The following is a 25,812-nucleotide window of genomic DNA, read 5'->3' on the forward strand; positions in this document are numbered from 1 at the left end:
CTTGTTGGGCATGAAACGCCTCCTCTGCCGCAAGCACCTTGAGGTGCGCGGATTGCAATTCGCCAAGCTTGTTGATGATCGTTTTGGGGGTTTGGGCATCGGGCACGCCGATGCTGTCGATCATATATGTGATCAGTTGCCGGATACTGACAAAAAGGCCCGATATTTCCGCCACGCGCGCCGCCGCATCGCCAAGGCCATGCGCGCCCGCTTCGTTCATTTCTTTCATGATGGTCTGACCTGTAAGGGGGCTTCCGTTACGGTCGAGCGGGGGGCGCGGCACAAGGCCATAACCACCCGTCTAGCAAGGTCAGAATAGGCGTATTTTACCGCAAAAGTCAATCAATTGCGGGTTGCGTTGCGCGCGGCATAAAAATGTATCGTTAATCTTTACAAACGGTTAGCCGCCACTATTCGCACGCTCTGCCTCGATCTGGCGCCAGCGGGCCACATTGCGATTGTGGTCGTCAAGGTTGGTGGCAAAGGCGTGCCCGCCGGTGCCATCGGCCACGAAAAAGACATAGTCCGTGGTGTCAGGGTTCAGCGCCGCCTCGATGCTGGCGCGACCGGGGTTGGCGATGGGCGTGGGTGGCAAGCCGGAAATAACATAAGTATTCCAAAGCGTTTCACCGCGCAGTTCACTTTGGCGCAACCCGCGCCCCAGAACCCCTTCGCCCCGCGTGATGCCATAAATCACCGTCGGGTCCGTCTGCAAACGCATGCCCCGCATCAAACGGTTCACGAACACGCTGGCCACCTGCCTGCGCTCTGTCGGCACACCGGTTTCCTTTTCCACGATGCTGGCTAGGATCAAGGCCTCTTGCGGGGTGGCAAGGGGCAAACCCTCGGCGCGGTTCGCCCATGCCTCGGCCAAAATCGCCTCTTGCCGGGCCTGCATTCGCGCCAGAATATCCGCCACCTGTTCGCCCGTGCGAATTTCGTAACTGTCGGGGGCCAGCATCCCTTCGGCGGGCGTCTCGGTTACCGTGCCATCCAGCGCGTCAAAGGCATTCAGCGCGGTCATGACCTGCCAACTGGTCACGCCTTCTGCCAGCGTCACACGATAGGTTGTATCATTGGCCACGCGCACACGGCCATAGGCGTCGGGCGCATCATCGGCCACTGGATCAAAACGCACCAGTTCTTCATAATCATTGCTGACAAGGTTCAGTTCGCGCACCTGAATATCGGCCGCGTTGACACCGATCCGATAGATCACCTCGGTCCCGCAGGTATTGCGCCCGCCGCGCGTGACAATATCGACAATCTCGGCCATCGAGGCGGCTTCCGGCACGCGAAAGCTACCTGCTTTCAACAGACCGGATTTTTCCTGATAATCCGCGCCCAACCTGAAAATACGCGGCGAGCTGACGGCATTTTTTTCGGCCAGTTGCGCCGCAACCGATGACATGTTTGCCCCCGGATCAACACGCAGACACATCGCCTGCGCCAAGGGGCCGGGGTCACGATATTGCTTCGTTCCCCAACCGATCGCGCCCACCAACAAGAACAGAGCGACAATCAGAAAGGTCAATGCATTGGCTGCAACGTGTCGCCACATCAGGTGACCTTCCCAAAGACCACGCTGGCGTTGGTGCCACCAAAGCCAAAGGAATTGGACAGCACGATATCAATCTTGCATGGCCGTTTTTCATTGGCACAAAGGTCCACAACCGTTTCGACGGCCTGATTATCAAGGTTAATCGTCGGTGGTGCCACCTGATCACGGATCGCCAGAATGCTGAAAATCGCCTCTATTGCGCCTGCTGCGCCCAACAAATGCCCGGTCGCAGATTTGGTCGATGACATCTTCAGACCTGCGGCCGCATCCCCCATCATCCGTTCAACTGCCCCCAATTCGATCGTATCCGCCATGGTGGACGTGCCATGGGCGTTCACATAGTCGATCTGGCCCGGTTCAATCCCGGCATTCCTGCAGGCCGCGCGCATCGCACGTTCCGCCCCTTCGTGATCTGGGGGCGGCGCCGTGATGTGATAGGCATCGCCGCTAAGCCCATACCCAAGGATTTCGGCGTAGATCTTTGCACCACGCGCCTTGGCATGTTCATATTCTTCCAACACGACGATCCCCGCGCCTTCGCCCATGACAAAACCGTCGCGGTCGGCATCCCACGGGCGGCTGGCCCGCTGCGGATCGTCGTTGTATTTCGTGCTTAGCGCCTTGCAGGCGTTGAACCCGGCGATCCCGATTTCACAAATGGCAGCTTCGGCGCCACCGGCAATCATGACCTCGGCATCGCCATGCTGAATCAGACGGGACGCATCACCAATCGCATGTGCCCCTGTCGAACAGGCCGTAACGACCGAATGGTTCGGCCCGCGAAACCCATAGCGGATCGACACCTGACCGGAAATCAGATTGATCAGCGCGCCGGGCACAAAAAACGGCGACACGCGCCGCGGGCCTTTTTCCTTCATCATGATGGCGGTATTGGCGATGGAATTCAGCCCGCCGATGCCCGACCCGATCAAAACGCCGGTGCGTTCCTGATCTGTGCGGTCTGTGGGCATCCACCCCGAATCTTCGATCGCCTGCTGTGCTGCGGCCATGCCAAACAGAATAAAAGTATCAACCTTGCGCTGTTCTTTCGGCTCCATATAGGTGTCGGCATTAAAGGTGCCGTCGGACCCGTCACCCAGCGGCACTTCACAGGCATAAGTCGTCGTCAGCGCACTGGGATCAAACCCGGTTATCGTGCCGGCACCCGATTGACCCGCAAGGATCCGTTCCCAGGTTTTTTCCACACCATCCGCCAGGGGCGTGACCAGCCCCAAGCCTGTTACAACAACACGACGCATTTGCAGCCCTCACCATTGGCGTATTTTCGCACTGTAGTAGCGCAGGCAGATACATGGGGGCAAGGGCAGGTCGCATGATCATCAGGCAGAATGCAGCCTGCGCGCCCTGAACCTGCACATACAAAAACGGCGCCCCGACAGGACGCCGCTTTGTTCGAAATCTAAGTTCTCGGCTTACTGTGCGCCGCTGATGAATTTGACCGCATCACCAAATGTCTGGATGGTTTCGGCGGCATCATCGGGAATCTCGATCCCGAACTCTTCTTCAAAGGCCATGACCAATTCCACAGTATCAAGGCTGTCAGCGCCCAGATCATCGATGAAGGACGCGGTTTCCGTCACTTTGTCTTCTTCAACACCAAGATGCTCTACAACGATCTTGCGCACGCGGTCAGCAACGTCGCTCATGTCAATTCCTCATTTCTTTACGGGCACTGGCCCTGTTTTACGTAGGGCTGTTGCCCTCTTTGTTGTCCCCGAACAGGGCGTCATCTCTGCCTTTCAGCAAATCTGCGTGGGCTATAGCAGACAATCACAGATAGGCAAACGGTTTTGACCCTTGCCGATCCCTGCCCCTACAGCATGGCCATACCACCGTTCACATGCAAGGTGGTCCCCGTCACATAGGCCGCTTCGGGGCTGGAAAGATACAAAACTGCCGCAGCGATTTCATCAGGATCCCCCATGCGTCCGGCAGGCACCTGCGTCAGAATCGCCGCTTTCTGATCCTCGGTCAGCTTGTCGGTCATCGCGGTGGTAATGAAACCGGGGGCTACGCAATTCACCGTAATGCCACGGCTGGCGACCTCATAGGCGATGGATTTCGACATGCCGACCATGCCCGCTTTGGACGCCGCATAATTCGCCTGCCCCGGATTCCCGGTTGCCCCAACAACAGAGGAAATATTCACGATCCGCCCCCAGCGCGATTTCATCATGCCCCGGATCACGCCCTTGCACAGCCGCATCGTGGATGTCAGGTTCACTTCCAGGACGCTGGACCATTCATCATCCGACATGCGCATAAAGATATTGTCGCGCGTGATGCCAGCATTATTCACCAGAATATCAACCGATCCCATCGCATCGGCGGCCTGTTTTGGCAGCGCGTTCACCGCCTCGGCATCGCTCAGGTCACAGGGCAGCACATGGGCGCGGTCGCCCAATTGCGCGGCCAGCGCATTCAACGGTTCAACACGCGTGCCTGACAGCACCACCGTCGCCCCAGCGCCGTAAAGGGCAGCCGCAATCGCACCACCAATACCACCGGACGCCCCAGTGATAAGTGCATTTTTTCCAGCTAAATCAAACATATGCCTGCCTTTTCTCAAGTATCACGTATTGATCGCAGCCGCCAGACCGGCCACGTCTTCAGGGGTGCTGACCGCGGTTGCCGTCAGCCCCCGGTCAATCCGCTTGACCATCCCCGACAGCGCCTTGCCTGCGCCGATCTCATGCACCTCTGTCACGCCTTGGGCGGCCATAAAGGCCACGCTTTCCCGCCAGCGCACGGCACCTGTCACCTGTTCAACCAGCAAGGCGCGGATTTCATCAGGGTCAGACACGGCGCGCGCCATGACATTGGCCACCAAAGGCACAGCAGGCGCGGCGATGGTCACATCGTCCAGCGCATCGGCCATCGCGCGCGCTGCGGGGGCCATCAGGCTGCAATGAAACGGGGCGCTGACCGGCAGGATCACGGCGCGTTTAGCGCCCTTGGTCTTGGCAATTTCAACCGCGCGTTCCACGGCGGCCTTGTGGCCCGACACAACCACCTGACCGGGGTCATTGTCATTTGCGGCCTCGCAGACCTCGCCCTGCGCGGCCTCTTGGGCCACGGCGCGGGCGGTGTCGAAATCCAGCCCCAGCAGGGCCGCCATCGCACCCACACCCACCGGCACGGCCTCTTGCATCGCCGCCCCCCGCAGGCGCAACAGGCGGGCGGCATCAGGCACGGTGATCGCACCGGCGGCGGCCAAGGCCGAATATTCGCCCAGCGAATGACCCGCCACAAATGACGCCGCCGTCACATCGACCCCTTCGGATTTCAGCGCCGCCATCACCGCCAGCGATGTCGCCATCAGCGCAGGCTGCGCATTCCGTGTCAGGGTCAGATCGGCAATATCGCCGCCCCAGATCATGCCGGACAAATCTTCGCCCAATGCATCATCGACCGCAGCAAAAACCGCCCTGGCCGCCGGATAGGCATCGGCCAGCGCCTTGCCCATTCCAATCGTCTGCGCCCCCTGCCCGGGAAAAACAAAAGCCCGCATGGGCATCCTCCTGTCCGTCTATATTATTGTCACAGGCTTACCCTGCCCGCCGCAGGCGCACAAGCAACCACATGGCCATGCGCACCCATGCACACAGCCTGCGCAGCCCGTGACCTGTGCCAATTCCCAGCACAGTGCTACCTCACCACCAAACAGATCGGAGATTTCACATGCCTGCCGCGCAAACCGCTTCATACTACGGGACCGTCACAAAGACCTTTCACTGGCTGACCGCCCTTTTGATGCTTACCGTCATCCCGCTTGGGATTGTCGCCAACCAGCTGCCCTATGAAACAAATGAACAACTGGCGTTCAAGGCGCAGTTGTTTTCAATCCACAAGACGCTGGGTGTTGTCATCTTTGTGGTGGCGCTGGCACGGATTGCCTGGGCGCTGACGCGGCGCAAACCCGGCCACCTGCACCCCGACCGCAAGGCGGAAACGACGCTGGCCGACACCGTGCACTGGTTGCTTTATGCGTCGCTTGTCGCGGTGCCGCTGACCGGCTGGATCCATCACGCCGCCACCAGCGGCTTTGCCCCCATCCTGTTGCCCATCGGGCAATCCCTGCCGCTGGTCCCCAAGAGTGAGGCGCTGTCAGAAACCTTTGCCACGCTGCACTGGATCTGGAGCAAGATCATGGTCGCCGCCATCCTGCTGCACGTCGCGGGCGCGCTCAAGCATCATTTCGTGGACAAGGACGCAACCCTGCGCCGGATGTGGTTCGGCAAGGCAGATTCCCCCGTGACACTGCCCCACCACGGCAACCTGATAGCACCCGTCGCGGCATTCGCGATCTTCGGGCTGGCCACTGGGGCCGGTGCCGCCGCCGGTCTGTTTTCGCATGAGGCACGCTCGACCACGGCAACGCTGGCGCAAGTGTCGTCCGAATGGGCCGTGACCGACGGCGCGATCGAGATTACCGTGACCCAGCTTGGCAGCCCCGTGACAGGCCGCTTTGCCGACTGGACCGCCGCGATCAGCTTTGACCCCGATGCCACCGGCACTGCGGGCGACGTGACAACAACCGTGTCAATCGGGTCATTGACGCTTGGATCGGTGACCAATCAGGCGATGGGGGCAGATTTTTTCAACGCCGATGCCTTTCCCACCGCTGTGTTCGACGCCACGATTATTGAAGACACAGGCGCCTACCGCGCCGAAGGCACATTGACGATCAAGGACAACAGCCTGCCCGTCACCCTGCCCTTTGACCTGACGATTGACGGGGATACCGCCAAAATGCGCGGCACGGTGACGCTGGACCGGCGCGATTTCACCATCGGGCAAAGCATGGATGATGAAACCAACCTGGCCTTTGGTGTTGCGGTTGACATCACCGTAACGGCCACGCGCAGCCAAAACTAAACAAAATGGCCGCGCCCTGCGATCAGGACGCGGCCATTCTTTTTGCCCAAAAGGCAAAGGTGGCTTAATCTGCCATCGCCTCGATCGAGATCATCACGTTGACTTCATCGCTGACGAATGGGGCAAATGCACCCACTTCGAAATCCGACCGCAACAGTGTGGTCGTTGCGTCGAACCCGGCCCATGGCTTGCCTTCCATCGGATGATCACCCATCTGGTTCAGAACCGTGTCCAGCACGACGGATTTGGTGATGCCGTTCAGCGTCAGATCACCAGTGATCAGCGCGGTATTTTCGCCCGTGACTTCGATATCGGTGGATGTGAATGTGACCAGTTCATCGGCGTCGGCACCAAAAAAGTCGCCCGACATGAAATGCTCAAACCGCGCTTCCCAGCCAGTCAACATCGACCGCACAGGAAATGAGACATTGACAGATGATGCGGCCGGATCTTCCTGATCAAATGCAATCGTGCCTTCGAAACCGGAAAACATGCCATACGTCGTGGAATAGCCCAGGTGGTTATAGTTGAACAAAATCTGGCTATGGCTGGAATCAAGCGTATAGCTTTCAGGTGCGGCAGATGCGGGCGCTGCGGCAAGCAGGGCAAGGGTGGCGGCGGCGGACAGGATGTGTTTCATTGTTTGCTCCAATAGCTGGGTTTATGAAGCAGCTTCAAACAATACTGACCGACCGGATGCAATTACACAAAATCGAACACCCGCTGTTCGCAACCAGCGACCGGATCAAACCCGCGATCCGCGCCGCCGTTTTCCCCAAGACAAGGCTTGCATGCGCATCATTCAGCGTTATAAGTCGCCATCCTTCCGTGATGACTTGGAACTGCGCAGTCTCTCGTGGGTGGGGAACGGAAGGTATCACTGCCCCACACTTTGAAATGCGCCGATATATGAAATGGAGTACGCATGCCGCTATACGAGCATGTCATGATTGCGCGTCAGGATTTGTCCAACACGCAAGCTGAAGGCCTTATTGAACATTTCGGAACCGTGCTTGCCGACAACGGAGGCAAGTTGCTGGAAAACGAATACTGGGGCGTCAAAACGATGGCCTACAAGATCAACAAGAACCGCAAAGGTCACTATGCCTTTTTGCGGACGGATGCACCCGCGGCAGCCATTCAGGAAATGGAACGTCTGATGCGCCTGCATGATGACGTGATGCGCGTGCTGACCATCAAGGTCGATGCACACGAAGAAGGCCCATCCGTGCAAATGCAAAAGCGTGAAGAACGTGGTGACCGTGGCGATCGTCCTGATCGTGGCGAACGCCGCGAACGCCGTTGATCTGGAAAGGACAGTAAACCATGGCAACCAAACCATTTTTCCGTCGTCGCAAGTCTGATCCCTTCGAGGGCGATGGCGCCCCCAAGATCGACTATAAAGACACACGTCTGCTGCAACGCTACATCTCGGAGCGTGGCAAGATTGTTCCCGCCCGTATCACCGCTGTCGGTGCCAAGAACCAGCGCAAGCTCGCCCAGGCGATCAAACGCGCACGGTTCCTTGCCCTGCTGCCCTACGCCGTAAAGTAAGGAGCCACACACATGGATATCATTCTACTTGAACGCGTCGCAAAGCTGGGCCAGATGGGCGAAGTCGTTTCCGTCAAGGATGGTTACGCCCGTAACTACCTGCTGCCACAGGGCAAGGCGCTGCGCGTGAACACCGCCAACCTCGCCCGCTTCGAGGCTGAAAAAGCCCAGATGGAAGCGCGCAATCTTGAATCCAAGAAAGAAGCCGAAAGCCTTGGTGAAAAGCTGGACGGTCAGACATTTGTCGTGATTCGCTCTGCCTCTGACGGTGGGTCACTTTATGGCTCGGTGACAACACGCGACGCAGCCGATGCGGCCACGGCCGAGGGGTTCAGCGTGGACAAGAAACAGATCGTCCTGAAAGGCGCGATCAAGGATCTTGGCCTGCACGATGTTGACGTTGTTCTTCACCCCGAAGTGACCGTGACGATTTCGCTGAACATCGCCCGTTCTGTGGAAGAGGCCGAACTGCAAGCTGCGGGTAAATCCATCGCCGAACTGGCCGCCGAAGAAGAAGCAGCCGCTGAATTTGAAATTCAGGAATTGTTCGACGATATCGGCGGTGCCGCATCGGATGATTTCGGTGACGATTCCGCGACAGGACGTAACGATAACGACGACGACGCATAAACACGTCACCGTTACAGACATCAAAAAGGGCCGTGCGCAAGCAACGGCCCTTTTTTCATACCCAGATATCCGGCAAAAGCCGCCCATAAAAAAAGGCGCCGCAAAGGGCGCCTTTTTTACATTCATGCATCTGCTGCTTTATTCTTCTTCAAGCTTTTCAACAGCGGTCTGCAAATCTTCCTTGCTGACTTCTTTTTCCGTCACATCTGCTTTGGCAAAGATAAGATCAACGACTTTGTCTTCAAACATCGGGGCCTGCATCTGCTGGCGGAACTGCGCATTCTGCTGCACAAATTCAAAGAACTCGCGTTCCTGTCCGGGATACTGGCGTGCCTGGTTCATGATTGCCTGCGTCATTTCCTGATCGGTGACTTTCACCTCGGCCTTCTGGCCGATATCCGCCAGCAACAACCCCAGTTTCACACGGCGGGCCGCCAGCGTCTTGTGTTCATCCGTGGTCTCGACCTGCGGGTGATCGTGGCCCTGCACATCGGGATTTTCCTCGTGCCACAACTGGTGCGCAATCTGATTTGCTTCCGCAGTAACAAGGCTTTCAGGCAGATCAAAGCTGACAGCCTCGTCCAGCGCATCCAGCAGGCCACGTTTGGCAACTGCGCGGGCAGCACCGGAATATTCCGCCTCAAGCCGCTCTCTGATCTGCGCCTTCAGAGCCTCCAGATCCTCGGCACCGAATTTCTTGGCCAGCTCATCATCCATTTCAGGAGTCTTGGGAGCGCGGACTTCCTTGATGGTGCAGGTAAAGACAGCCGTCTTGCCCGCCAGATGTGCCGCCTGATAGTCCTCGGGGAACGTCACCTCGACATCTTTTTCCTCACCGGCCTTCACCTTGAGCAATCCATCCTCGAAACCGGGGATAAAAGAGTTGGACCCCAGCACCAGCGGATAATCCTCGGCTGAACCACCTTCAAACGGTTCACCATCAACCTTACCCACGAAATCAATCACGACCTGGTCGTCTTTTTTCGCTTGCGTCTTTTTCGGCTCAAAGCTGACGGCCTGTGGTGAGGCGGCAAGGTTGTCCAGCGCCTCTTGCACGGCAGCATCATCGGCCTTCACGACCATCTTTTCCAGCTTGATGGCGCTGAAATCGGTCTCTGGCACATCAGGCAGCTTTTCATAGCTGACCTCGACGTTGACATCGTCGCCCTCTTTCCAGTCTTCGTTGGTCATCTTCATTTCAGGCTGCGCTGCAGGGCGATCGCCAGAGCCTTCCAGATGGCTGGTCAGGGCGCCATCGATGGTCTCTTGCATGGCTTCGCCCATCAGGCGCTGGCCGAATTGCTTGCGCAGCAAGGCCATTGGCACCTTGCCCTTGCGAAACCCCTTCATTTCGACCGTGGGCTGCGCCTCTTTCAGCTTTTCATCAACCTTGGCGTTTAATTCGGCCGCCGTGACGGTGATGGCATAGCCGCGCTTGAGGCCTTCGTTCAGGGTCTCGGTGACCTGCATTGTCTATCCTTCTTCATTCATTGGTGCGGGTGAAGGGACTTGAACCCCCACGCCTTGCGGCGCCAGAACCTAAATCTGGTGCGTCTACCAATTCCGCCACACCCGCATGATCAAAAGGGGCAGGCGGTCACCTACCCCAAGTTTGCGCGCTGTCTAGCAAAGCCCGCGACAGGATGCGAGAGAAAAGTGCGGCCTACAGCCCCAATGCGCGAAACACCTGCGGCAGCGCCTCGGGCAGGTCTTCCGCGATCAGGCCGGGGCCGCAATGCAGCGCCGTTTCCGTATGCAGCCAAGCGGCGGTTTCTGCCGCCTGCATGGGCGCATGGCCCCGCGCCAGCAACCCGACGATGACCCCCGCCAGCACATCCCCCGACCCTGCGGTCGCCAGCCACGGCGCGGCGCGCGCATAGACCGATGCATTGATACTGCACCGCCCCGACGGATCGGCAATCACCGTATCGGGCCCCTTGAACAGCACCACGCAGCCCACCCGCCTGGCCGCGTCTCGCGTCGCGTCCACCTTGGAATAGGCCGGGCCTGTCACCGAAGGCGCAGCCAGCTTTTCGGCAAGATCGGGAAACAGCCGCGCAAATTCGCCCGCATGCGGCGTCAGCACGCACCGCGCGTGCAGCGCGCCAAACAGCGCCGGATCGCCCGCCAGCAGCGTCAGCGCGTCCGCATCCAGCACCGCAGGGCGCGCGCCCTCCCGGCCCAGCGTGGCCGCCACCAACGCCGCCGCGCGCGCACCCAACCCCAACCCCGGCCCCAGACACACCGCTGTTATCCGCGGGTCCATCAGAACCTGCGCCAGCGCATCGGCATCCTTGATTGCCTGCAACATCACGGCATTCAGTTGCGCGGCATTTTCGATCAGGGCCGCCGGCGGGCACCCCAGCGTCACAACCCCCGCCCCCACCCGCAAGGCACCGCGCGCCGCCAGCCGCGCCGCGCCGCCCTTGCCAACCCCACCAGACAGCACCAACGCATGACCGTGGCTGAATTTATGCCCCGCCCCCTTGCCCAGGGCGACCGATGGCGCCGTGATCAACCCGACAGAACGCGGCGCAGGGTCGGTCAACCCAATGTCAGCCACAACCACCCTGCCACAATGCCGCGGCCCATCCCCCAGATAATGCCCGCTTTTTGCCGCATGAAAAGCGACGGTCAGATCCGCCTTGCCACACGGCGCACCATCACCACCCCGCAACACCCGCCCGCTGTCGGCACACAACCCGCTGGGCAAATCCACCGCAACAACAGGCCCCGCCCCCGCATCCACACGATCACACAACCCCTGCAAAACCGCCCCCAAACCACGCAGCGGCCGTGCCAGCCCGGTGCCGAACAGCGCGTCAACCACCAGCGATGCATCAGTAATCTGCGCGAGACAGCGATCATCCAGCACACAGGTTTCGCCCCAACGCAAGGCATTGACCCGCGCATCGCGCGGCAGTTTTGCCGCATCACCGTATAAAAACACCGCCACATGCCATCCGGCATCCCGTAACAGCCGTGCGATGACAAACCCGTCACCACCATTATTCCCGGGACCACACAAAACAACGGCGTGATGGCTCTCTCCTTCATCTTGGCCGGAAAACTCCGGGGGTTTGGGGGCTGGCCCCCAAGTCGGCGCCAGATCCGGCCACTGCGCAAAAATTGCCGCAACCACAGCGCGGCCCGCCCGTTCCATCAAGGCCAGCCCGGTCGCCGCACCACGATCAATCTCTGCCCGTTCAACGGCGCGCATTTGGGCAGCGGTCAGCAGTTCGGTCATGATTTTAGCACCTTTGTCTTTTCATTTTGCACTTTTAAAGGGCGGCTTGCACAAACTTTGTGCAAATATTACGCTTTACCCCTGACCAGCTTGCGTCAAGGGTCCAACACGAATTGTGCCCACGCAAGAGAAATGGTCTCACCACCATGAAAGACCGCAAGGGGGAATCGCAACTCATGAAAAAAATCGAAGCGATCATCAAACCATTCAAGCTTGATGAAGTGAAAGAGGCGCTCCAGGATGTCGGTGTGCAAGGGCTTTCCGTGATCGAGGTCAAGGGCTTTGGCCGTCAGAAAGGCCATACAGAGCTGTATCGCGGCGCCGAATATGTTGTTGATTTCCTCCCCAAGGTGAAAATCGAGGTGGTGCTGTCCGACGATCAGGTCGATGCCGCCATCGAGGCGATCATAGGTGCCGCCAAAACCGACAAGATCGGCGACGGCAAGATCTTTGTGTCGTCCATCGAACAGGCCATTCGCATTCGCACCGGCGAAACCGGCGACGACGCGTTGTAATCGTTAAAATTTACTAAAAAAGGGCATCCTACATGGACAACCAAGCTGTTCTTAAACTGATCAAAGAAGAGGATATCGACTATGTTGATATCCGCTTCACCGACCCGCGCGGCAAATTGCAGCACGTCACCGTCGTGTCCGACCTTGTTGACGAAGACTTTCTCGAAGAAGGCTTCATGTTTGATGGGTCGTCCATCGCTGGCTGGAAATCCATTGACCAGTCGGACATGAAACTGATGCCACAAGTGGCCAGCGCCTATGTCGATCCCTTCTATGCAGAAAAGACGCTTTGCATCCACTGCAACGTGGTCGAACCCGACACGATGGAACCCTACGACCGCGACCCGCGCGGCACTGCCGTCAAGGCCGAGGAATACCTCAAGGCGTCAGGCATCGGCGACACCGCCTATTTCGGGCCAGAGGCTGAATTCTTTGTGTTCGACGATGTGCGCTTCAGCGTGGCGATGAACAAAGTTTCGTTTCAGGTCGATGCGATCGACGGCGCGTGGAACAGCGACACCGAATATGAAATGGGTAACACCGGCCACCGGCCTGGTATCAAGGGCGGCTATTTCCCCGTGAACCCGATTGATGATGCGCAGGAAATGCGCTCGGAAATGCTGTCGACCATGAAACGCATGGGCATGAAGGTCGACAAACACCACCACGAAGTCGCGTCCTGCCAGCACGAACTGGGCCTGATTTTCGGCACGCTGACGCATCAGGCGGACGAAATCCAGAAATACAAATACGTCATCCACAACGTGGCCCAGGCCTATGGCAAATCGGCAACCTTCATGCCCAAGCCGATCGCGGGCGACAACGGCACCGGGATGCATGTGAACATGTCGATCTGGAAAGACGGCAAGCCCCTGTTCGCCGGCGACAAATACGCCGACCTGAGCCAGGAGGCGCTGTATTTCATCGGCGGTATCCTGAAACACGCCAAGGCGCTGAACGCGATCACCAACCCAACCACGAACAGCTACAAACGCTTGATTCCAGGTTTTGAAGCCCCCGTGCTGCGCGCCTATTCCGCGCGTAACCGGTCGGGCTGTGTGCGGATCCCATGGGCCGAATCCCCCAAGGCAAAACGCGTCGAGGCCCGCTTCCCCGATCCGGCGGCAAACCCCTATCTGTGCTTTGCGGCCCTGTTGATGGCCGGCCTTGACGGGATCAAGAACAAGATCGATCCGGGCCCGTCGTCTGACAAAGACCTTTACGATCTGCCGCCCGAAGAACTGGCCGCGATCCCGACCGTCTGCGGCAGCCTGCGCGAAGCGCTCGAATCTCTGGAAGCAGACCATGAATTCCTGCTGGCTGGTGACGTATTCACCAAATCCCAACTTGAAGGCTACATGAACCTGAAGTGGGAAGAGGTATACGCCTACGAACACACGCCGCACCCGATCGAATACAAACTGTATTACAGCTGTTAAATCCGGCCCGAAACAGATTGAAAAGCCCCGTCAGATCCATTTGGCGGGGCTTTTGCATGGCGTATCGAAACATTGCTCACCTTGTCGCGATCTGGGCGCTGCGGGGTTGCGGCATGCGCGCCTGTCGGGCCATGCCAGTGACGCAAAGCAAAGGATCCGACAATGCCCACCGAAAAGCTGACATTCACTGGCCACGCAGGCACACCATTGGCCGCGCGGCTTGATCTGCCCACAGGCCCGCATCTGGCGACAGCACTGTTTGCCCATTGTTTTACCTGTTCCAAGGATATCATCGCCGCCCGGCGCATCGCGGCACGGCTGGCGGCCATGGGCATTGCGGTGTTACGGTTCGATTTTACCGGCCTTGGCCATTCCGAAGGTGAATTTGAAAACACCAGCTTTACCTCGAACGTGGATGACCTGATCGCCGCTGCGGCGGCCTTGGACGCACGCGGCATGGCGCCATCACTGCTGATCGGGCATTCGCTGGGCGGGGCTGCCGTGCTGAAAGCCGCCCCCAAGATACCATCAATCAAGGCGGTCGTGACCATCGGCGCGCCTTGCGATCCATCCCATGTCACCGCGAATTTTGCCGATCACCTGCCCGAAATCGCCGAAAAAGGTGTGGCCGAGGTCAGCCTTGGCGGGCGGCCATTCCGGATCGGTCAGGGCTTTGTTGACGACATCGCGGAAACCGCGTTGCAAGCGTCCATTGCCAATCTGGGCGCGGCCCTGCTGGTGCTGCACGCGCCGCTGGATCAGGTAGTCGGGATCGACAATGCCGCTGATATCTTTCGCGCCGCCAAACACCCCAAAAGCTTTGTCACCCTAGATAACGCCGACCACCTGCTGACCAAGGCCGCCGACGCCGAATATGCCGCCGACGTGATCGCGGCATGGTCGAAACGCTATCTGGCCCTGCCCGAGGCCCCGAAAACGGCCAATGCGCCCGAAGGCGTGCTGCGCGTGACCGAAGCTGACGCTGCGGGTTTCTTGCAAGACATCCAGTCAGGCCCGCATCACCTACTGGCGGATGAGCCGGAAAAGTTCGGCGGCACCAACAAGGGGCTGTCGCCCTACGGGCTTGTCGCGGCGGGTCTGGGGGCTTGCACGTCGATGACGGTGCGCATGTATGCGCGGCGCAAGGGCTGGCGGCTGGCGGGCATTTGCGTGGATGTGACCCACGCCAAAACCCACGCCGAAGATGCCGCCGCTGGCACCCAGGTCGACCATTTTGAACGGGTGATCCATCTGGACGGCGACCTGACCGATGACCAGCGCGCGCGCCTGCTGGACATCGCCGACAAATGTCCGGTGCATCGCACATTGGAACAGGCCTCCACCATCACCACCAAACTGGCATGAAAAAAGGCGCTGCGGAATGCAGCGCCTTTTCAATGTCGTGCTGTGGCAGGCTTACCTGCGAGCAGTGCCGATCAGTTTCCACAGAGCAGGCACCAAAAGTGCTGCCAGCCCCAGTTTCAGCGCATCACCCAGCAGGAACGGTGTCAGGCCCCAGGCCAGGATCGGCTGGTCCCAGCCATAAAGCACGCCCAGCCACGCCAGGCCGGGCAGATAGATCAGCGCATTGCCGATCAGCATCGCCAGCGCCATCATCAGCACCGACCGGTCCCAACCGGCGCGCGCCGCAAACCCCAGCGCCAGCGTCGCCAGCATATAACCCACCAGATAGCCGCCGGTGCTGCCCATCATATAGCTGATACCGTTCAGATCGGCGGTCGAGCTTTGGAAAATGTCAAAGCCCAACATCCCGATGATCAGATAGCCCAGAATCGTGGTCAGGCCCAAACGTGGCCCATAGGCCGCCCCGATGGAAAGAACGGCAAAGGTGCCCATGCTGATGGCCACAGGGCTGCCGGGAACCGGCACCTTGATCTTGGCGAAAATTGCCAGTGCGACAATTCCAAGAAACACCATTGCCACCTGTTTGACGCGCAGTGCGGTTCCCTGCGACGGCCCGAAGGCCTCGGTCAGAACCATGTCGTTACGTGCGAGGGCCATGTGCCGCTCTCCCCTTTGTTGTCAGTCTTCTGCATTTATTGCCTCAAGGACAGCCAAATCGCAAGCCATCCCTGCGCAGGGCGGGGTAAAACCCACCTTACCGGCGATAATCAGCGGCAGATGTATAATCCTTGCGCGGGCCATGTACGACCCATGTGGCGCGCCACATGGGCCAGCGGCTGAAATCATAATGCACGCGATACAGGTCAGCGCCGCAGGGGTGATCGGTGCCCGCCACATGGCCCGCAGGCGTGAACCTGTGAAACGCCGCACCATCGGGAAATTGCACCGCAACCCCGCCTGCATCAAATACCCACAGATACCCGCGCGTGGCCGTCATCACCGGCCCGTCGCCAATGCGCAGATCGCCGGTTTCGTGATAGGCCAGCACGCCCGGCCCGGCCTGCGTAAACACCGCCTGCCCCGTCATATGCCCCATCTGCCCGCCCAGCCGGTCGGTGATTGTGCGCTGCAACCGCCAGCGCCCGGCAAAGTCCGCCACGCCAAGCATGGTCATGTCATCTCTCCCTTGAGGCTTCGGGCGCGGATCTTTATGACGCAAGGGAAATCCGCTGCCCACCCCTGAAAAAGGCCCTTGCCCATGATCCCCCGTTATTCCCGCCCCGATATGGTTGCCATCTGGTCACCCGAAACCAAGTTCCGCATCTGGTATGAAATCGAGGCGCACGCCTGCGATGCGCAGGCCGCCATCGGCGTGATCCCCAAAGAAAGCGCCGCCGCCGTCTGGAAAGCCAAGGATGCGCAATTTGACGTCGCCCGGATCGACGAAATCGAGGCCGTAACCAAACACGATGTCATCGCTTTTCTGACCCATCTGGCCGAACATATCGGATCGCACGAGGCGCGTTTTGTGCATCAGGGCATGACCTCATCCGATGTGCTGGACACGACGTTGAACGTGCAACTGGTGCGCGCCGCCGATCTGTTGCTGGCCGGTGTAGACCGGGTCTTGGCCGCCCTGAAAAAACGCGCCTATGAACACAAGGACACGGTGCGTATCGGGCGCAGCCATGGCATTCACGCCGAACCCACGACCATGGGGCTGACCTTTGCCCGCTTTTACGCCGAAATGGACCGCAACAAGAACCGCCTCGAAAAGGCGCGCTGGGAAATTGCCACCGGCGCGATTTCGGGTGCTGTGGGCACATTCGCCAATATCGACCCCTCGGTCGAGGAACATGTTTGCGAAAAACTGGGCCTGCGCCCCGAACCGATCAGCACGCAGGTCATTCCCCGCGACCGTCACGCGATGTTCTTTGCCACGCTGGGCGTCATCGCTTCCAGTATCGAAAACATCGCCATTGAAATACGCCACATGCAGCGCACCGAGGTGCTGGAGGCCGAAGAATTCTTCAGCCCCGGCCAGAAAGGCAGCTCTGCCATGCCGCACAAGCGTAACCCGGTGCTGACCGAAAACCTGACAGGGCTGGCGCGGCTGGTGCGCATGTCGGTGGTGCCTGCGATGGAAAACGTTGCGCTTTGGCATGAACGCGACATCAGCCATTCATCGGTGGAACGCGCGATTGGCCCCGATACAACGATCACGCTTGATTTCGCACTGAACCGGCTGGCCGGTGTGATTGAAAAACTGGTGATATATCCTGACAACATGCTGGCCAACATGAACAAATTCCGTGGGCTGGTGATGTCACAGCGGGTGCTGCTGGCCCTGACCCAAGCGGGCGTCAGCCGCGAAGACGCCTATAAACTGGTGCAGCGCAACGCGATGAAGGTCTGGGAACAGGGGGCCGATTTCAAAACCGAACTGCTGGCCGATGCGGATGTGACAAACGCCCTGACGCCCGCGGAAATCGAAGAAAAATTCGACCTTGGGTATCACACCAAACACGTCGATACGATTTTCGCACGGGTTTTTGACGTTCAATAACACAACCACAAGACCGGCAGATGCAATTTCCTTCACCTGCCGGCCGTGCCGCCTGTCACAGGATTGATTGCGCCGGCAAGGCAGGTGAAGGCCGCTGATGGATTGGCACAAAATCGCCTTTGGGCGTTGATTGCCGCGTGACGGGCATGCTCATCGCGACATAGCGCCGGCCATCGTCGGCGTTCACATAAGGCGCACCAATCAGCCGCGGTTGATAGCCGATCTTGCGCAAGGCGCGCACCAGCGACGGACGGCTCAGTGCGATCATCTCGGTCGCGCTATGCGCGTGCGCTTGCGCAACAAGGCCCCTGACGATCAGGGCCAGACAGGCAGCGCTTTGCGTCGGGCTTGTGATCTCGGACGAAACAACAACACGGGTGCATTCCCAAACACGCGCCGTCACCGCGACATGCGTCATGATATCGTCGGGAATTCCGATGATCTTACCTTCAACCGCGTCGCGCAACATATAAGTATGCGCCCCCCATTGCGCGGTTGTAGCCATGGTACGGCCACCGCCGATCACCCTGCCGTTCTTCAAAACCAACGCATAATACGCCTTGGGATTGTCGTATTGATCCATCTCGACATGGTCATCATGCGGGATATCCCAACCCAGTTGATCGACAAAAAATTGTTTTCTCAGCGCGAGAAAGTCAAAAAACGCAGGCCCGTAGCGGTACAGCTCGGTCAGATTGAACATGATAGACTGCATATTTTCCCCCTGATTTAAGCGAGTGCGCGACGCATGATGCACCCTAAAAATGTGTTATCGCCAGTAACGATCACAATTTAACGCCAATTGTATTAAAAAGAGAAAAACACGGGGGATGTTTTCAGATTAAACCGTATTGGTTCGCCAATGCCGCAGCCTGTGTGCTGGTTTTTGCGCCCAATTTCAGCTTTGCGTTCTTCAGGCGTTGTTTTACAGCGCCCTCGCTGACCCGCAACTCAAAGGCGATTTCCTTGAGCCGCTTGCCGTCCTTGACCATACCAAGCGCCTGAAGCTCTGCCCGGGTCAGATTCGTTGGTGGGGCCGTATCATTGTGCCGCCGGATCACATAGGCGTGCAGCAATTTCACCTCAAGATCGGTGTATTCCCTATCATTTCGTGCGAAAGAAGCAAAAGATCGTTGCGCGTTATTGCCACTGTCCATCACCGAAATCACAACACCATAGCGCAAGCCGAAGGTTTGCGCCTGCGCGATCACGCGCCGCGGGTCGTCCTGATCAAGCGCGCTCCACCGGCAGGTGCCGGTGTTGCCGTAAGCCCAGCGCACAACCGGGTCAACCAGCATGAAACGCTGTGTTGTGTAATGGGCAACCCACGGTTCGGGCAGCGCATTCACTTCCTCCATCGGAAACGCAAAGCCAATCCGTAAAGCAATATAATGTCCCGACGGCGCCAACTGGCGAATTTCATCAGGACCAAGAAGTGAATACATCTATTTTCCCCGAGCTTTCCCTGCACAAGAGAAAAGCCTTGTCGCCCATGTAGGGTTATCTTTAGAATGCATTCAAGGAATGCTGTTCTCTAGTATCGTGTTATACAAGAATAAAGCAACCAGAAAGCGAGTAAATGCAATGCCGCCTGAGGCGTTCAACCTTAGTCAAATTTTGAGCGCGTTCAATGACCGCGCCGCATCTGGCTATGCGATGGGCCTGCATATAAAATTCACAACACCGACATTTTTCTTTCAAAGCTACCCAAGGGCTTGGCTTGATCACTATTCGCACGCGGGGTTGCTGATCAGCGATCCGACAGTGCTTTGGTGTTTTGAAAATACCGGCGTCTGCCGCTGGTCAGATATGGAAGACCCTGCCGGCATTCTGGCAAAAGCCGCCGAATACGGCATGAAATACGGTTTTGTTTACGCAACAATCGCAGGTGACAGCCTCAGCATGTCGGGCTTTGCCCGACCTGACAGGGAATTCAGCGACGATGAAATCGCCGAACTGGTCACCCGATTCGACCATTTGCATGCACAAACCCGCGACCAGCAAGCGCTGCCCCCGGAAACCGTCGCGGAGTTGAAAAAAATGTCGATCATTGTGACACATCCGGGCGTTTGATCTGCGGGAATAACCATTCCTTTACCCTTTGGCACTAGGGTCGTGGTATGGGTATACATGCGAAAATTACGGGGGCTTCCGCACTGACCCGACGGCGCAAGGCCGCAATGATTGTGCAGATGCTGATCAGCGATGGCGGGGCACTGTCGCTTTCCGATTTGCCGGACCCGTTGCAGGAACTTCTGACACGCGAACTGGGCGCGATCCGGCTGGTTGACCGTGATACGGTCAGCGCCGTAGCAGAGGAGTTTGTGACAGAACTGGAAACAATTGGCCTCTCCGCCCCTGGCACTCGCGATGGTGCGATCACCGCACTCGCTGATCATCTGAGCCCTGCACTTGCTGAAAAACTGCGCGCGCAAATGGACGCTGTGCGCAATGGCGACCACTGGCCGCGGATCATTGATTTATCGGTTGAACGGATCGTGCCCATCATGACAGCGGAAAGTATCGAAATTTGCGCTGTCGTCCTGTCAAAACTCCCCGTCAGGAAGGCAGCAGAAGTATTGGTCAAAACGCCGGGCGACCGCGCGCGCCGCATCACCTATGCCATGTCCCAAACCGCAAAAATTGCCCCTGAAACAGTGCGCAAGATTGGCGCCGCCCTGGCACATGATTATGGCACGCCAAAACCTCTGGCCTTTGAAAACGCGCCGGTGCAACGTTTGGGCGCGATCCTGAACGCGACCGCCACCGACACGCGCGAGGATGTGCTGGAAGGCCTGGGCGCTGCCGATCCCGATTTTGCCGATGATGTCCGGCGCGCGATCTTTACGTTCAAGGATATCGCCCCCCGCGTCAAACCAACCGACATTCCCAACTGTCTCCGTTCTGTGGATAATGACGTCATGGCAACCGCGGTCGCCGCTGCATTGGCGGGCGAACCGGCGATGGTGGAATCCGCCGAATATATCCTAAAGAACTTATCACAGCGTATGGCCACCCAATTACGCGAAGACGCCGCAGAACGCGGGCGCATCAAGAAAGCCGAAGCTGAAACCGCCATGGCAACCGTAACAACTGCGATTCGCGATCTGGTTGAAACCGGCATCATCACCCTGCGTGACCCCGAAACAGAGGAGGACGCCGACAGTTGACCCCCCGGAGGGTGGGCAGCACCATGGACAGTTCCGCCCGCTGTGCAGTATCTATGGGTAATGACGCGCCCGATACACCCAACTTTTGCGATGCCCGCGCTGTTACATGCAACTGCGATGCGCCTTGCCGCCCTGTCAAACCCCGCACCCGGTCGGGCCTATCGCATGGGCCCTTGGGGGGCGATGCAGCACGCACCGCGCGTCAGCACCAGCGGCCTGCCGGGCCACGCACCCGCTGCCTGATGACACGGCTCATATCCCATGGAACCCGCGCTGACTGGTTGGCAGACAAGGTGCTGCGCGGCCTGATCGGCACAGCGCTTGCCTTGCCTTATGAAAAACGGGTGCCGATGATGGGGTCTGCCCTGCGCCGCGCTATAGGCCCTTTGCTGGGCTATCGCCAAAGAGCCGAGGCTAATCTGGCGTTCATCTATCCCGATATGCCCGCCGCTGATCGGCGCGCGCTGGCAGAGGCATGTTGCGACAACTTCGGGCGCACGCTGATCGAAAACTACGCTTGGGCCGAATTTGGCGCACGCGTGGCTGACACGCGGCCCACCGGCGGGGGGCTGGTTCCCTTGGCCGAAGCAGCCAAAGACCGCCGCCCGGTGATCTTTGTGACGGCCCATTTCGGCAATCACGAGGCCCCGCGCCAGGTGCTGACCCACATGGGCCATACCATTGGCGGTCTCTATCGCCCGATGCAGAACCCGTTTTTTAACGCCCACTACGCCAAAACCATGACATCATGGGGCGGGCCTGTCTTTGAACAGGGACGGCGTGGCACCATGGGCTTTGCCCGGCACCTGAAATCCGGCGGCATGGGAACACTGTTGTTTGATGTCGCGGCCAGCGGGATCGCCCTGCCCTTTCTTGGGAAGCCTGCCCATACCGCCACTTCCGCAGCCGATATTGCGCTGAAACTTGATGCGCTGGTCATTCCCTATTTTGGTATCAGGCAGGCTGATGGTATGTCTTTTGCCGTCGAAATCGAAGATCCGGTGCCACATGGCCCGCCGGCAACCATGATGGCTGATATGACCGCCCGGCTCGAGGCGCAGATCGCGCGCAGCCCCGCGCAATGGTTCTGGGTGCATCGCCGCTGGAAGCCGCGCAAGACCAGCTAGCGCAGTTCAGCCGCCGCGACGATGGCACCGTGCCCCGCCTTCTGGATGATAACAACCACAGGATCGGTGCCCTCGGCCGGCGCATCTATCCCCAGGGCAGACGCACCATCCCAACGGTGGATCACGTTCAATGATGTCACGGTATTTGTGTATGTATATTCATGCCCCGCGTTTTCCCCCCTGGCGATGACCATGGTTTGTTCAGGCGTATAGCGCACCAATTGCACCACGTAATCACCCGATTCGGTGGGAGGTGCGGCGATCAGCACACGGTTCGCCTGGCGGGTCATCGTGACGCGCAGCGGCAACCCTTTCGCCTGTTGCGCCTGAAGCCGATCCATCACCTGCATGGTGCGCGACCCGACCACATGATCCTGCCCGTTGATAATCATCTGCGGGGTATAAACAGCCGCCACCCGCGCCGCATTGGCATAGGCATGTTGCCGGGCCGAATAAGCCGGATCGGCAAACACATCTTCCCAGCCGATATAATCCCAGTAATCGACATGCAGCGCCAGCGCGATCACATCATCCCGTTTTGCAAGTTCAGCCAGCATCGCATCCGCAGGCGGGCAGGCAGAACAGCCTTGCGATGTATAAAGCTCGATCACCACGGGCCCGTTTTGAGCATGCACGGGGCCAACCGCTATCATCCCGAGAAATGAAAAGGCAATCAGAAGAACCCGCATGAAACATCCCGCCATTGTTGTGCCGGTTCGGTTTAAACAGACAAGGCTGAAATAACCAATCAACCAATTGCGATGATCGCGGCATCCATGTTTCAACCGAGGTCAGCGCAGATCACGCCTTATTGTGTGCAATGGTATACAAAAATTTCCACCCGCCTCTTGAAAGCTTACTGACCTTGGGGCAAAAGCACAGGCAAGAGCCTTGCACAGCACCAGCCTTGAAAGGGGTAGCCATGACAATCATCGTCGGCACAGACACAGCCAAAACCCGCAAAAACCTCACCGTGGGCGACCAGACCGTCGCCTATTATTCCATCGCCGCAGCAGAAGCCGCGGGCCTGGGTGATTTCTCGCGCCTGCCCGCCGCGCTCAAGGTGGTGTTGGAAAACCTTCTCCGGTTCGAGGATGACGGATTTTCCGTTTCGGTCGATGATATCAAGGCATTTTCGGACTGGGCCGCCAAGGGTGGCAAGAACCCCCGCGAAATCGCCTATCGCCCGGCCCGCGTGCTGATGCAGGATTTCACCGGCGTGCCTGCCGTGGTGGACCTTGCCGCAATGCGCGACGGGATCAAGGCGCTGGGGGGTGACGCCCAGCAGATCAACCCGCTGAACCCCGTCGATCTGGTCATCGACCATTCGGTGATGATCGACGAATTCGGCAACCCCCGTGCGTTCCAGATGAACGTGGACCGCGAATATGAACGCAACATGGAACGTTACCAGTTCCTGAAATGGGGTCAGGGCGCGTTCAACAACTTCCGCGTTGTGCCACCGGGCACGGGCATTTGCCATCAGGTGAACCTTGAATATCTGGCACAGACCGTCTGGGCCGACACCGACCAGAATGGCGAAATGGTCGCCTATCCCGACACGCTGGTCGGCACCGACAGCCACACCACCATGGTCAACGGTCTGGCCGTTCTGGGCTGGGGCGTTGGCGGGATCGAGGCCGAAGCCGCGATGCTGGGTCAGCCCATTTCCATGCTGATCCCCGAGGTTGTGGGGTTCGAACTGACCGGCGCCATGACCGAAGGCACCACCGGCACCGACCTTGTGCTGAAGGTTGTGGAAATGCTGCGCGAACTGGGCGTCGTTGGAAAATTCGTGGAATTTTACGGCGCGGGCCTTGACCATCTGCCGCTGGCCGACCGCGCGACCATTGCCAACATGGCCCCCGAATATGGCGCCACCTGCGGGTTTTTCCCGATCGACAACGAAACCCTGCGCTACCTGCGCAACACCGGCCGCGACGAAGACCGTATCGCGCTGGTCGAGGCTTACGCCAAGGAAAACGGGTTCTGGCGTGATGAATCTTATGCGCCGGTTTACACCGATACGCTCAGCCTTGACATGGGCACCGTCGTGCCCGCCATTTCCGGCCCCAAGCGCCCGCAGGATCACATCAACCTCGATGTCGCCAGCAAAGCATTCGGTGATTACGTCAAGGGCGTGCGCGGCGGCGTCGATGCCACCGTGAAAGAGGAAATGCGCTGGGAAGGTGAAGGCGGCCAGCCCGAACCTGCCACAATCCCCGGCGACGAAGGTTTCCACAGCCGTGGCTATGTGAAAACCGAAAACGGCCATTACCAGTTGCATGACGGGTCTATCGTGATCGCATCCATCACATCCTGCACCAACACATCGAACCCCTATGTGATGATCGGGGCCGGTCTGGTGGCCCGCAAGGCGCGTGCATTGGGCCTGAACCGCAAACCTTGGGTGAAAACATCGCTCGCCCCCGGAAGCCAGGTCGTGTCGGAATATCTGGAGGCCGCAGGCCTGCAAGAGGATCTGGATGCCATCGGCTTTAACCTTGTCGGTTACGGCTGCACCACCTGCATTGGCAATTCCGGCCCGCTGGACCCAGCAATTTCCAAGGCCATCAGCGACTATGACCTGATTGCAACTTCGGTGCTATCCGGCAACCGCAATTTCGAAGGGCGCATTTCGCCTGACGTGCGCGCCAACTATCTGGCCTCTCCGCCGCTGGTGGTGGCCTATGCGCTGGTCGGCGACATGAACGTCAACATCGCGACCGATCCGATCGGGCAGGACAAGAACGGCAATGATGTCTATCTGCGCGACATCTGGCCAACATCCGCCGAAATCAACGCGTTGGTGGAAAAAACCGTGACGCGCGAGGCGTTCCAGTCGAAATATGCCGATGTGTTCAAGGGCGATGAAAAGTGGCAGGCGGTCGAAACCACCGACAGCGAAACCTATGACTGGCCCGCATCCTCGACCTACGTCCAGAACCCGCCCTATTTCAAGGGGATGCCCAAGGACGCAGGCACGATCCAAAACGTCGAAAACGCCAAAGTGCTGGCAATGCTGGGCGATATGGTGACAACCGACCACATTTCGCCTGCCGGTTCGTTCAAGGACACCACCCCTGCCGGTCAATACCTGATCGACCGTCAGGTGCCGGTGCGCGAATTCAACAGCTATGGGTCGCGTCGTGGCAACCACGAGGTGATGATGCGCGGCACCTTTGCCAACATTCGCATCAAGAACGAAATGCTGGACGGTGTCGAAGGCGGCTATACCAAAGGCCCCGATGGCGCGCAGACATCCATCTTTGATGCGGCGATGGCCTATCAGGATGCAGGCACCCCGCTGGTGATTTTTGCCGGTGAACAATATGGCGCCGGGTCATCGCGCGACTGGGCGGCCAAGGGCACGGCCCTGCTGGGCGTCAAGGCGGTGATCGCGGAAAGCTTTGAACGCATCCACCGGTCCAACCTTGTGGGGATGGGCGTTGTGCCGTTCGAATTTACCGGCGGTGACACCCGCAAGACGCTGGGCCTGACAGGTGAAGAAACGGTCACGATCAAAGGTCTGGACGCAGTGAAGCCGCTGCAAGCCATGACAGCCCAGATCACCTATGCTGATGGCACGACCAAGGATATCACCGTCAAATGCCGGATCGATACCGCGGTCGAGATTGAATACATCGAAAACGGTGGCGTGCTGCACTATGTGTTGCGCAATCTGGCAAAAGCATCCTGATACCAAAAAGGCCCCGGCGCAAAACCGGGGCCTTTTTTG

General features: G+C 58.7%; 26 protein-coding genes and 1 tRNA gene. 12 read left to right on the forward strand and 15 right to left on the reverse strand.

The genetic code is table 11. The features are described 5' to 3' along the window. From IBX59_RS10965 to fabD, 6 genes are all read right to left on the reverse strand, one after another. The coding region (locus tag IBX59_RS10965) for a hypothetical protein (protein WP_296375413.1) at positions 1-229 on the reverse strand (229 nt) is incomplete at its 3' end. Positions 230-400: 171 nt separating this feature from the next. Beyond that, positions 401-1,561: an endolytic transglycosylase MltG gene (mltG, locus tag IBX59_RS10970; RefSeq protein WP_296375415.1), complete on the reverse strand. Its 1,161-nt coding sequence runs from the start codon at positions 1,559-1,561 to the stop codon at positions 401-403. Continuing rightward, on the reverse strand, positions 1,561-2,820 hold the full coding sequence (fabF, locus tag IBX59_RS10975; protein WP_296375417.1) for a beta-ketoacyl-ACP synthase II: 1,260 nt from the start codon (positions 2,818-2,820) through the stop codon (positions 1,561-1,563). The genes mltG and fabF overlap by 1 nt, the downstream gene beginning before the upstream one ends. A gap of 174 nt (positions 2,821-2,994) precedes the next feature. Beyond that, entirely contained in the window at positions 2,995-3,228 is a 234-nt protein-coding gene (locus tag IBX59_RS10980; protein ID WP_296375419.1) for an acyl carrier protein, read from the reverse strand. Between the two features lie 167 nt (positions 3,229-3,395). Further along, the gene (gene fabG / locus IBX59_RS10985; protein WP_296375421.1) at positions 3,396-4,133 is read right to left on the reverse strand and encodes a 3-oxoacyl-[acyl-carrier-protein] reductase; all 738 of its coding nucleotides are present in this window, start codon (positions 4,131-4,133) and stop codon (positions 3,396-3,398) included. A gap of 21 nt (positions 4,134-4,154) precedes the next feature. Next, positions 4,155-5,093, reverse strand: a complete 939-nt coding sequence (gene fabD / locus IBX59_RS10990) for an ACP S-malonyltransferase (protein ID WP_296375422.1) — start codon at positions 5,091-5,093, stop codon at positions 4,155-4,157. Between the two features lie 170 nt (positions 5,094-5,263). Between fabD and IBX59_RS10995 the strand changes: the two genes are divergently transcribed. Continuing rightward, positions 5,264-6,460 (forward strand): cytochrome b/b6 domain-containing protein, encoded by a 1,197-nt coding sequence (locus tag IBX59_RS10995; RefSeq protein WP_296375425.1) that lies wholly within the window; start codon positions 5,264-5,266, stop codon positions 6,458-6,460. A gap of 64 nt (positions 6,461-6,524) precedes the next feature. Here the strand turns inward: IBX59_RS10995 and IBX59_RS11000 are convergent, their stop codons facing one another. After that, entirely contained in the window at positions 6,525-7,100 is a 576-nt protein-coding gene (locus tag IBX59_RS11000) for a YceI family protein (RefSeq protein WP_296375428.1), read from the reverse strand. 285 nt (positions 7,101-7,385) lie between these two features. Between IBX59_RS11000 and rpsF the strand changes: the two genes are divergently transcribed. Genes rpsF through rplI form a run of 3 tightly spaced genes read left to right on the forward strand, consistent with a single transcriptional unit; the run spans position 7,386 to position 8,644 of the window. Further along, positions 7,386-7,766, forward strand: a complete 381-nt coding sequence (gene rpsF / locus IBX59_RS11005; RefSeq protein ID WP_296375429.1) for a 30S ribosomal protein S6 — start codon at positions 7,386-7,388, stop codon at positions 7,764-7,766. 20 nt (positions 7,767-7,786) lie between these two features. Next, positions 7,787-8,014, forward strand: a complete 228-nt coding sequence (rpsR, locus tag IBX59_RS11010; RefSeq protein ID WP_296375432.1) for a 30S ribosomal protein S18 — start codon at positions 7,787-7,789, stop codon at positions 8,012-8,014. A 12-nt stretch (positions 8,015-8,026) separates the two neighbouring features. Beyond that, positions 8,027-8,644 carry a 50S ribosomal protein L9 gene (gene rplI / locus IBX59_RS11015; protein WP_296375434.1) on the forward strand — a complete coding sequence of 206 codons (618 nt, stop codon included), beginning with the start codon at positions 8,027-8,029 and terminating at the stop codon, positions 8,642-8,644. Between the two features lie 138 nt (positions 8,645-8,782). Here the strand turns inward: rplI and tig are convergent, their stop codons facing one another. From tig to IBX59_RS11030, 3 genes are all read right to left on the reverse strand, one after another. Then, the gene (gene tig / locus IBX59_RS11020) at positions 8,783-10,114 is read right to left on the reverse strand and encodes a trigger factor (RefSeq protein ID WP_296375436.1); all 1,332 of its coding nucleotides are present in this window, start codon (positions 10,112-10,114) and stop codon (positions 8,783-8,785) included. 21 nt (positions 10,115-10,135) lie between these two features. Continuing rightward, positions 10,136-10,220, reverse strand: a tRNA-Leu gene (locus IBX59_RS11025). 87 nt (positions 10,221-10,307) lie between these two features. Then, the gene (locus IBX59_RS11030) at positions 10,308-11,891 is read right to left on the reverse strand and encodes an NAD(P)H-hydrate dehydratase (protein WP_296375438.1); all 1,584 of its coding nucleotides are present in this window, start codon (positions 11,889-11,891) and stop codon (positions 10,308-10,310) included. 176 nt (positions 11,892-12,067) lie between these two features. On the opposite strand from IBX59_RS11030, the gene IBX59_RS11035 reads away from it, so the two are divergent. The 3 genes from IBX59_RS11035 (at position 12,068) to IBX59_RS11045 (ending at position 15,210) form a co-directional block, all read left to right on the forward strand. Further along, positions 12,068-12,406, forward strand: coding sequence for a P-II family nitrogen regulator (locus IBX59_RS11035; RefSeq protein WP_296375440.1), 339 nt, complete (start codon positions 12,068-12,070; stop codon positions 12,404-12,406). Positions 12,407-12,438: 32 nt separating this feature from the next. Beyond that, positions 12,439-13,845 carry a type I glutamate--ammonia ligase gene (gene glnA, locus IBX59_RS11040; protein ID WP_296375442.1) on the forward strand — a complete coding sequence of 469 codons (1,407 nt, stop codon included), beginning with the start codon at positions 12,439-12,441 and terminating at the stop codon, positions 13,843-13,845. 162 nt (positions 13,846-14,007) lie between these two features. After that, positions 14,008-15,210: a bifunctional alpha/beta hydrolase/OsmC family protein gene (locus IBX59_RS11045; protein WP_296375444.1), complete on the forward strand. Its 1,203-nt coding sequence runs from the start codon at positions 14,008-14,010 to the stop codon at positions 15,208-15,210. A gap of 51 nt (positions 15,211-15,261) precedes the next feature. On the opposite strand, the gene IBX59_RS11050 is transcribed toward IBX59_RS11045, so the two are convergent. Further along, positions 15,262-15,867: a biotin transporter BioY gene (locus IBX59_RS11050; RefSeq protein WP_296375446.1), complete on the reverse strand. Its 606-nt coding sequence runs from the start codon at positions 15,865-15,867 to the stop codon at positions 15,262-15,264. Positions 15,868-15,964: 97 nt separating this feature from the next. Then, positions 15,965-16,384, reverse strand: a complete 420-nt coding sequence (locus tag IBX59_RS11055) for a DUF6314 family protein (protein WP_296375448.1) — start codon at positions 16,382-16,384, stop codon at positions 15,965-15,967. 84 nt (positions 16,385-16,468) lie between these two features. Between IBX59_RS11055 and purB the strand changes: the two genes are divergently transcribed. Then, positions 16,469-17,776: an adenylosuccinate lyase gene (gene purB, locus IBX59_RS11060; protein ID WP_296375449.1), complete on the forward strand. Its 1,308-nt coding sequence runs from the start codon at positions 16,469-16,471 to the stop codon at positions 17,774-17,776. Positions 17,777-17,831: 55 nt separating this feature from the next. On the opposite strand, the gene IBX59_RS11065 is transcribed toward purB, so the two are convergent. Continuing rightward, positions 17,832-18,491: an acyl-homoserine-lactone synthase gene (locus IBX59_RS11065; RefSeq protein WP_296375451.1), complete on the reverse strand. Its 660-nt coding sequence runs from the start codon at positions 18,489-18,491 to the stop codon at positions 17,832-17,834. A 121-nt stretch (positions 18,492-18,612) separates the two neighbouring features. Beyond that, positions 18,613-19,221 carry an autoinducer binding domain-containing protein gene (locus tag IBX59_RS11070; protein ID WP_296375453.1) on the reverse strand — a complete coding sequence of 203 codons (609 nt, stop codon included), beginning with the start codon at positions 19,219-19,221 and terminating at the stop codon, positions 18,613-18,615. Between the two features lie 211 nt (positions 19,222-19,432). Between IBX59_RS11070 and IBX59_RS11075 the strand changes: the two genes are divergently transcribed. The 3 genes from IBX59_RS11075 to IBX59_RS11085 all read left to right on the forward strand — a co-directional run bounded on the left by IBX59_RS11075 (position 19,433) and on the right by IBX59_RS11085 (position 22,073). Then, positions 19,433-19,849: an autoinducer binding domain-containing protein gene (locus tag IBX59_RS11075; RefSeq protein WP_296375455.1), complete on the forward strand. Its 417-nt coding sequence runs from the start codon at positions 19,433-19,435 to the stop codon at positions 19,847-19,849. 47 nt (positions 19,850-19,896) lie between these two features. Further along, complete coding sequence (locus IBX59_RS11080; protein ID WP_296375457.1) at positions 19,897-20,946, forward strand: FliG C-terminal domain-containing protein; 1,050 nt, start codon at positions 19,897-19,899, stop codon at positions 20,944-20,946. 242 nt (positions 20,947-21,188) lie between these two features. Next, positions 21,189-22,073, forward strand: coding sequence for a lysophospholipid acyltransferase family protein (locus IBX59_RS11085; RefSeq protein ID WP_296375477.1), 885 nt, complete (start codon positions 21,189-21,191; stop codon positions 22,071-22,073). Here IBX59_RS11085 and IBX59_RS11090 read toward each other — a convergent pair. Then, positions 22,070-22,762 (reverse strand): thioredoxin family protein, encoded by a 693-nt coding sequence (locus IBX59_RS11090; protein WP_296375458.1) that lies wholly within the window; start codon positions 22,760-22,762, stop codon positions 22,070-22,072. The genes IBX59_RS11085 and IBX59_RS11090 overlap by 4 nt on opposite strands. 233 nt (positions 22,763-22,995) lie before the next feature. Between IBX59_RS11090 and acnA the strand changes: the two genes are divergently transcribed. Next, positions 22,996-25,773: an aconitate hydratase AcnA gene (gene acnA, locus IBX59_RS11095; RefSeq protein ID WP_296375460.1), complete on the forward strand. Its 2,778-nt coding sequence runs from the start codon at positions 22,996-22,998 to the stop codon at positions 25,771-25,773. The last annotated feature ends 39 nt before the right edge of the window (positions 25,774-25,812 follow it).

The organism is Yoonia sp., from assembly GCF_014859355.1.
GTDB lineage: Bacteria > Pseudomonadota > Alphaproteobacteria > Rhodobacterales > Rhodobacteraceae > Yoonia.